At 72.2% G+C, this 5840-nt stretch carries 6 protein-coding genes; 5 read left to right on the top strand and 1 reads right to left on the bottom strand.

Translation table 11 applies throughout. The features are described 5' to 3' along the window. Window positions 1-12: 12 nt before the first annotated feature. The 5 genes from C1I97_RS29605 (at window position 13) to C1I97_RS29585 (ending at window position 5039) form a co-directional block, all read left to right on the top strand. Complete coding sequence (locus tag C1I97_RS29605; protein ID WP_258382794.1) at window positions 13-1191, top strand: molybdopterin molybdotransferase MoeA; 1179 nt, start codon at window positions 13-15, stop codon at window positions 1189-1191. Next, window positions 1188-2288, top strand: coding sequence for a potassium channel family protein (locus C1I97_RS29600; protein ID WP_111006183.1), 1101 nt, complete (start codon window positions 1188-1190; stop codon window positions 2286-2288). Before C1I97_RS29605 ends, C1I97_RS29600 begins: the two co-directional genes overlap by 4 nt. Window positions 2289-2327: 39 nt before the next feature. Then, complete coding sequence (locus C1I97_RS29595; RefSeq protein ID WP_111006182.1) at window positions 2328-3308, top strand: NAD(P)H-quinone oxidoreductase; 981 nt, start codon at window positions 2328-2330, stop codon at window positions 3306-3308. 566 nt (window positions 3309-3874) lie between these two features. Beyond that, complete coding sequence (locus C1I97_RS29590; protein ID WP_111006181.1) at window positions 3875-4432, top strand: PadR family transcriptional regulator; 558 nt, start codon at window positions 3875-3877, stop codon at window positions 4430-4432. 67 nt (window positions 4433-4499) lie between these two features. Next, entirely contained in the window at window positions 4500-5039 is a 540-nt protein-coding gene (locus tag C1I97_RS29585; RefSeq protein ID WP_111006180.1) for a bacterial proteasome activator family protein, read from the top strand. 151 nt (window positions 5040-5190) lie between these two features. On the opposite strand, the gene C1I97_RS29580 is transcribed toward C1I97_RS29585, so the two are convergent. Beyond that, a partial coding sequence (locus tag C1I97_RS29580; RefSeq protein WP_146608329.1) for a PASTA domain-containing protein occupies window positions 5191-5840 on the bottom strand: 650 nt, incomplete at its 5' end.

Below are 5840 nucleotides of genomic sequence, written 5' to 3'. Positions count from 1 at the left end.
AGATGTGTATAAGTGACAGCCCCCGTCCCGGTGCCCCTTGACGCCGCCCTGGGCCTGGTCCTGGCCGCGCCTCTGACCGCCCTCACCGACCTGCCCTCCTTCGACACCTCCGCCATGGACGGCTGGGCGGTCGCCGGCCCCGGCCCCTGGGACGTACGCGGCGAGGGCGTCCTGGCCGGGCACGGCGAGCCGGAGCCGCTGACCGACGGCGAGGCCGTACGGATCGCGACCGGCGCCCGCGTCCCGCAGGACACGACCGCGGTGCTGCGCAGCGAGTACGGCCGCACGGACGCCAAGGGCAGACTGCACGCCGTCATCCCCCAAGCTCACGGCTCCGCCCGAGCAGGGGGGACCCCCATGCCCGGGCAGGGGAGGGACATCCGTCCGCGCGGGCAGGAGTGCCGCAGCGGGGACCAGTTGCTGCCCGTCGGCACCCTGGTGACCCCGGCCGTGCTCGGTCTCGCCGCGGCCGCCGGGTACGACACGCTCACCGTGGTCCCCCGCCCCCGCGTCGACGTGCTGGTCCTCGGCGACGAACTGCTCACCGAGGGACTGCCGCACGACGGCCGGATCCGGGACGCGCTCGGCCCGATGCTGCCGCCCTGGCTGCGGGCGCTGGGCGCCGAGGTCACCGCCGTGCGCCGGATCGGCGACGACGCGAAGGCCCTGCACAGGGCGGTCACCCGGTCCGGGGCCGATGTGATCGTCACCACCGGCGGAACCGCCGCCGGCCCGGTCGACCACGTCCACCCCGTCCTGCGCCGTATCGGCGCCGAGCTGTTGGTGAACGGCGTCGAGGTGCGCCCCGGCCACCCCATGCTGCTGGCCCGCACCAAGGAGAACCAGCACCTCGTCGGCCTGCCCGGCAACCCGCTCGCGGCCGTCTCCGGCCTGCTGACGCTCGCCGAGCCCCTGCTGCGCACACTGGCCGCGCGCCCGGCCCCGGAGCCGTACACGCTGCCCCTGCGGGAGGCGGTGCACGGGCATCCGCACGACACCCGACTCGTGCCGGTCGTGCTGCGCGGCGACCACGCCGTCCCGCTGCACTACAACGGTCCCGCGATGCTGCGCGGTGTCGCGGGGGCCGATGCTCTCGCCGTCGTACCACCAGGTGGCGCCCGGCCGGGTCAGGAGACCGAACTCCTCGACCTGCCCTGGGCCGCCGCCGGAATCGGGGTGTGTTTCACGTGAAACTTCCGGGCCATGATGCGATCGCCCGCCAGGCGGGCGAACATCTCGTGACCCATCGGGTGAAGCTCCCGCGGAAAATCGTGGAGCGCCCGATACGTCAGGTCGGCAAACGGCTGTCCCTCGCGCTGCTGGTGCTGTGTGCGACCGTTGCGATCGTGTATGCCGATCGCGGCGGATACCAGGACAGCGGGAAAGACGCCCCGATGGACCTCATCGCCGCGGCGTACTACGCGACGGTGACCCTTTCCACCACCGGATACGGTGACATCACCCCCGTCAGCGACAGTGCTCGGCTCACCAACATCTTCGTCATCACGCCGCTGCGTGTGATCTTCCTGATCATCCTGGTCGGCACCACGCTCGAAGTCCTCACCGAACGCACCCGTGAGGAATGGCGCTTGAACCGCTGGAGGTCCACTTTGCGCGATCACACCATCGTCGTCGGGTTCGGCACGAAGGGCAGATCGGCGCTCCGGACCGTCTGTGCGGCCGGGTTGAAGAAGCAGCAGGTCGTCGTGGTCGACCCCAGTTCCAAGGTGATCGACGCGGCCACGGCGGACGGATACGCGGGCGTGGTCGGAGACGCCACCCGCAGCGAGGTGCTCAAGCGGGCCGAGGTGCAGCGGGCGCGGCAGATCATCGTCGCGACCCAGCGGGACGACACGGCCGTGCTGGTGACGCTGACGGCCCGGCAGCTCAACCGGGCGGCGAAGATCGTCGCGGCGGTGCGGGAGGAGGAGAACGCGCCGCTGCTCAAGCAGTCCGGGGCGGATGCCGTCGTCACTAGCGCGAGCGCGGCGGGGCGGCTGCTCGGGCTGTCCGTGCTCAGCCCGGCCGCGAGCGTGGTGTTGGAGGACCTCATTCAGCAGGGCAGCGGCCTGGACATCGTCGAACGACCTGTCATAAAAGCCGAGGTGGGGCAGGACCCGCGGGAGATGGACGACCTGGTGGTGAGCGTCCTGCGCGGGCACCGGGTGCTGGCCTACGACGACCCGACCGTACGGGAACTGCAGTTGACCGACCGTCTGATCACCATTGTCCGGACCACGCCGGGCACGAGGGTCATCCCGGACACACGGCCGCTTCCGCAGGACTGAGGACGGGACCGGGACGGGGAAAGCAGTAGCGTCGGCCCCATGCATGCGATCACGATTCCCGAACCCGGTGGACCCGAGGCGTTGGTGTGGGACGAGGTGCCGGACCCGGTACCCGGCGAGGGGGAGGTGCTGGTCGAGGTGGCGGCCAGTGCCGTCAACCGGGCCGACATCCTGCAGCGGCAGGGCTTCTACGACCCTCCGCCCGGCGCCTCCCGGTACCCCGGCCTGGAGTGCTCCGGGCGGATCGCCGCACTCGGGTCCGGTGTGTCCGGCTGGGCCGTCGGCGACGAGGTGTGCGCGCTGCTCTCGGGCGGCGGCTACGCCGAGAAGGTCGCCGTTCCGGCCGGTCAGCTGCTGCCCGTTCCCGCGGGCGTCGGACTGAAGCAGGCCGCGGCGCTGCCCGAGGTGACTTGCACCGTCTGGTCCAACGTCTTCATGGTCGCCCACCTGCGCCCCGACGAGACGCTGCTCGTGCACGGCGGCTCCAGCGGCATCGGCACCATGGCGATCCAGCTCGCCCGGGCCGTCGGCGCCCAGGTCGCCGTCACCGCCGGCACCCAGGAGAAGCTCGAGCGCTGCGCCGAACTGGGCGCCGAGATCCTGATCAACTACCGCGAGCAGGACTTCGTCGAGGAGATCCGGCAGGCCACGGACGGAGCCGGCGCCGACGTGATCCTCGACAACATGGGCGCCAAGTACCTGGACCGCAACGTACGGGCCCTCGCCGTCAACGGCCGGCTCGCGATCATCGGCATGCAGGGCGGGGCCAAGGGCGAGCTGAACATCGGCGCCCTGCTCAGCAAGCGGGCCGCGATCAGCGCGACCTCGCTGCGCGCCCGCCCGCTGGGTGAGAAGGCGGCCATCGTCGCCGCCGTACGCGAACACGTCTGGCCGCTGCTCGCCGACGGCCATGTCCGGCCGGTCGTCGACCGGGAGGTGCCGATGAGCGACGCCGCGGCCGCCCACCGGCTGGTGGAGGAGAGCGGCCACATCGGCAAGGTGCTCCTGGTGGCGCCCTAGTCCCGGCGCATCCGGAGGGCGAGGAACGCGAGCCCGAGACCGAGGCCGATCAGGACCAGTCCACTGCCCAGGGGCAGTAGCCGCAGCATGGGCCCGGTCTCGGGACCGGGCCGCGGGACGGGCCCGGGGGCGGGGCTGTCCCGCGGCCCGGACGTCACGGGAGCGGTCCGTTGCGGTGATGCGGAAGCGGGCGCCACCTCCCTCTCCCACCAGTGCGGCCGCCCCGGCCGCCCCGGCCACTCCCGCCTCGCACCCGGCCGGCTCCCGCGCCGCGAAGGGCCGGCGGAGGGCGAGGGCGGAGCCGGGACCGATGACGACACTGATGACGGCACCGATGACGACGCCGAGGGCCGGTGGGGCGACGCGATGGCGTCCGAGGACGAGGACACCGCGTCGTACGCCGAGGCGGAACCGCCGGACAGGACGGCCGCTCCCAGTACGACCGGCAGCCCCGTCGCGCGCAGCAGAACGCGCAACCGTGGAGTCACACGACCACACTCACATCACTGGCCCAATCCGGCATTCCGTGATCGGCCGCCGGGGCGGGACCGCTGCACAATCCGGTTATGGCGATACGTCACGGGCTGCTGGCGCTCCTGGCGGACGGCCCCCGCCACGGCTCCCGGCTGCGCATCGAGTTCGCGGCGTGCACGGGGTCGTCCCGGCCACCGGGCGCCGGCCGGGTCCGCGCCGCGCTCGGCCGCCTGGAACGCGACGGACTGGTCACCCCTGAGGACGTGGACGGGGCCGGCCGTGTGCTGTACGCACTGACCGATGCGGGCCGCGCCGAAGTGCGGGCCTGGTACGCGCGACCCGTGGAGCGGGCCGGCCCGTCGCGCGACGAGCTGGTGATCAAGCTGGTGCTGGCGGCGGGGGCACCCGGCGTGGACGTCCGGCAGGTCGTCGAGACGCAGCGCCGGCACGTGTCCGAGGCGCTGCACGACCATGTGCGCCGACGGGCCGAGGCGCTGTCGCACCCGCCCGGCTCCCCCGCGGAGGTGGCCCGCCTGCTGGTCCTGGAGCAGCTGGTCTGGCACGCCGAGGCGGAGGTCCGCTGGCTGGACCACTGCGAGGCCCGTCTGCTACGCCTGGGCCTTGCGAGGGACACGGGGGCGGAGAAGTGACGTGGTGGATCACCCCGTGCGGGGGGCACCACGAAAGGGAGACGCACGGGTGGGAGAGAATGGCGGCATGGAGATGCCGAGGAACGAACGGTCGCCGGAGAATCCGCAGATCCTGGTCGTGGGCCAGGACGGCATGGCACTCGGCGGCGGCGGGGACGACGACTCCCGTGAGACCCCGGTGACGGAGCAGGTGGAGCAGCCCGCGAAGGTCATGCGGATCGGCAGCATGATCAAGCAGCTCCTCGAGGAGGTGCGTGCGGCTCCCCTGGACGAGGCGAGCCGGAACCGGCTGAAGGAGATCCACGCCAGCTCGGTCAAGGAGCTGGAGGACGGCCTGGCGCCGGAGCTCGTGGAGGAGCTGGAGCGGCTCTCCCTGCCGTTCACCGACGAGGGAACCCCCAGCGACGCCGAGCTGCGCATCGCCCAGGCGCAGTTGGTGGGCTGGCTGGAGGGCCTCTTCCACGGCATCCAGACGACCCTGTTCGCCCAGCAGATGGCCGCCCGGGCCCAGTTGGAGCAGATGCGCCGCGCCCTTCCCCCGGGCCTCGGGCACGACGGCGGCGACGACGGCCGCACAGGCGGCCGCTCGGGCGGGCCGTACCTGTAGCACTCAAGGCGTTCCACGTACCGGTCGTGGGGCCCGGCAGGATCCTGCCGGGCCCCTTTTTCAGGACTGCGGCTCAGGACTGCGGGTCAGGACCGCGGCTCAGGACCGAGGGTCAGGTCTGCGGGTCAGGACCGCGGCTCAGGACCGAGGGTCAGGTCTGCGGGTTGCCGGTCGAGACGTCGAGCTGGATATCCGGCGCGTTCTTCGGGTCGATGTCCGTGCCGGGCGCGGGGAACTGGTTGATGACCGTGTCCTGGCCGAACGTGTTCTCGTCGTAGTCGTTCTTCTTCAGTTTCCAGTTCGCGGCCTGGAGACACTCCTTGACCGAATCAAGGTTCTTGTACCGGAAGTCCGGCACCCGGACCTTGGCCGGGTCGTCGTACGACTTCCGTGGCTCCCTGCACTCGTCGGCGTTGATCGTCTTCGACTTGTCCGGTCCCCGGTGGCCCGCGACCACCGACGGAGACGCGGTAATGGTGCTGTCACCACCCCCTGCGCCGTTGTCCCCGCCGCCGTCGTTCAGGGCCAGCGCGGCGATCAGGCCGACGACCGCGATGAGGGCGACGGCGGCCGACCCGATGATCACCGGCTTGTTGCTCCTGCCGCCGCCCGGTCCGGGCGTGTGCTGGACCTGGACGGTGTACGGCGGCGAGGTCGGAGCCTGGGCCGGCTGGGCGTACGGCGACATGGTGGGCGTCTGGTAGCCGGCCTGCTGCGGGTAGCCGTATCCCTGGGACGGGGCGGGCGCGCCGGTGCTGTACGGGTTGGGCGCCGGGGCCGGCTGGTACGGCGTCTGCACGT

Source organism: Streptomyces sp. NTH33, assembly GCF_003236365.1.
Lineage (GTDB): Bacteria > Actinomycetota > Actinomycetes > Streptomycetales > Streptomycetaceae > Streptomyces.
The sequence above is the reverse complement of the archived record's forward strand: the minus strand, read 5'-3'. Positions and strand labels throughout refer to the sequence as shown.

What these genes read in the sequence shown, in the direction of transcription:
- C1I97_RS29595 (WP_111006182.1), top strand. Translation starts at nt 2,328, where the DNA reads ATGCATGCGATCACGATTCCCGAACCCGGTGGACCCGAGGCGTTGGTG.
- C1I97_RS29590 (WP_111006181.1), top strand. Translation starts at nt 3,875, where the DNA reads ATGGCGATACGTCACGGGCTGCTGGCGCTCCTGGCGGACGGCCCCCGC.
- C1I97_RS29585 (WP_111006180.1), top strand. Translation starts at nt 4,500, where the DNA reads ATGGAGATGCCGAGGAACGAACGGTCGCCGGAGAATCCGCAGATCCTG.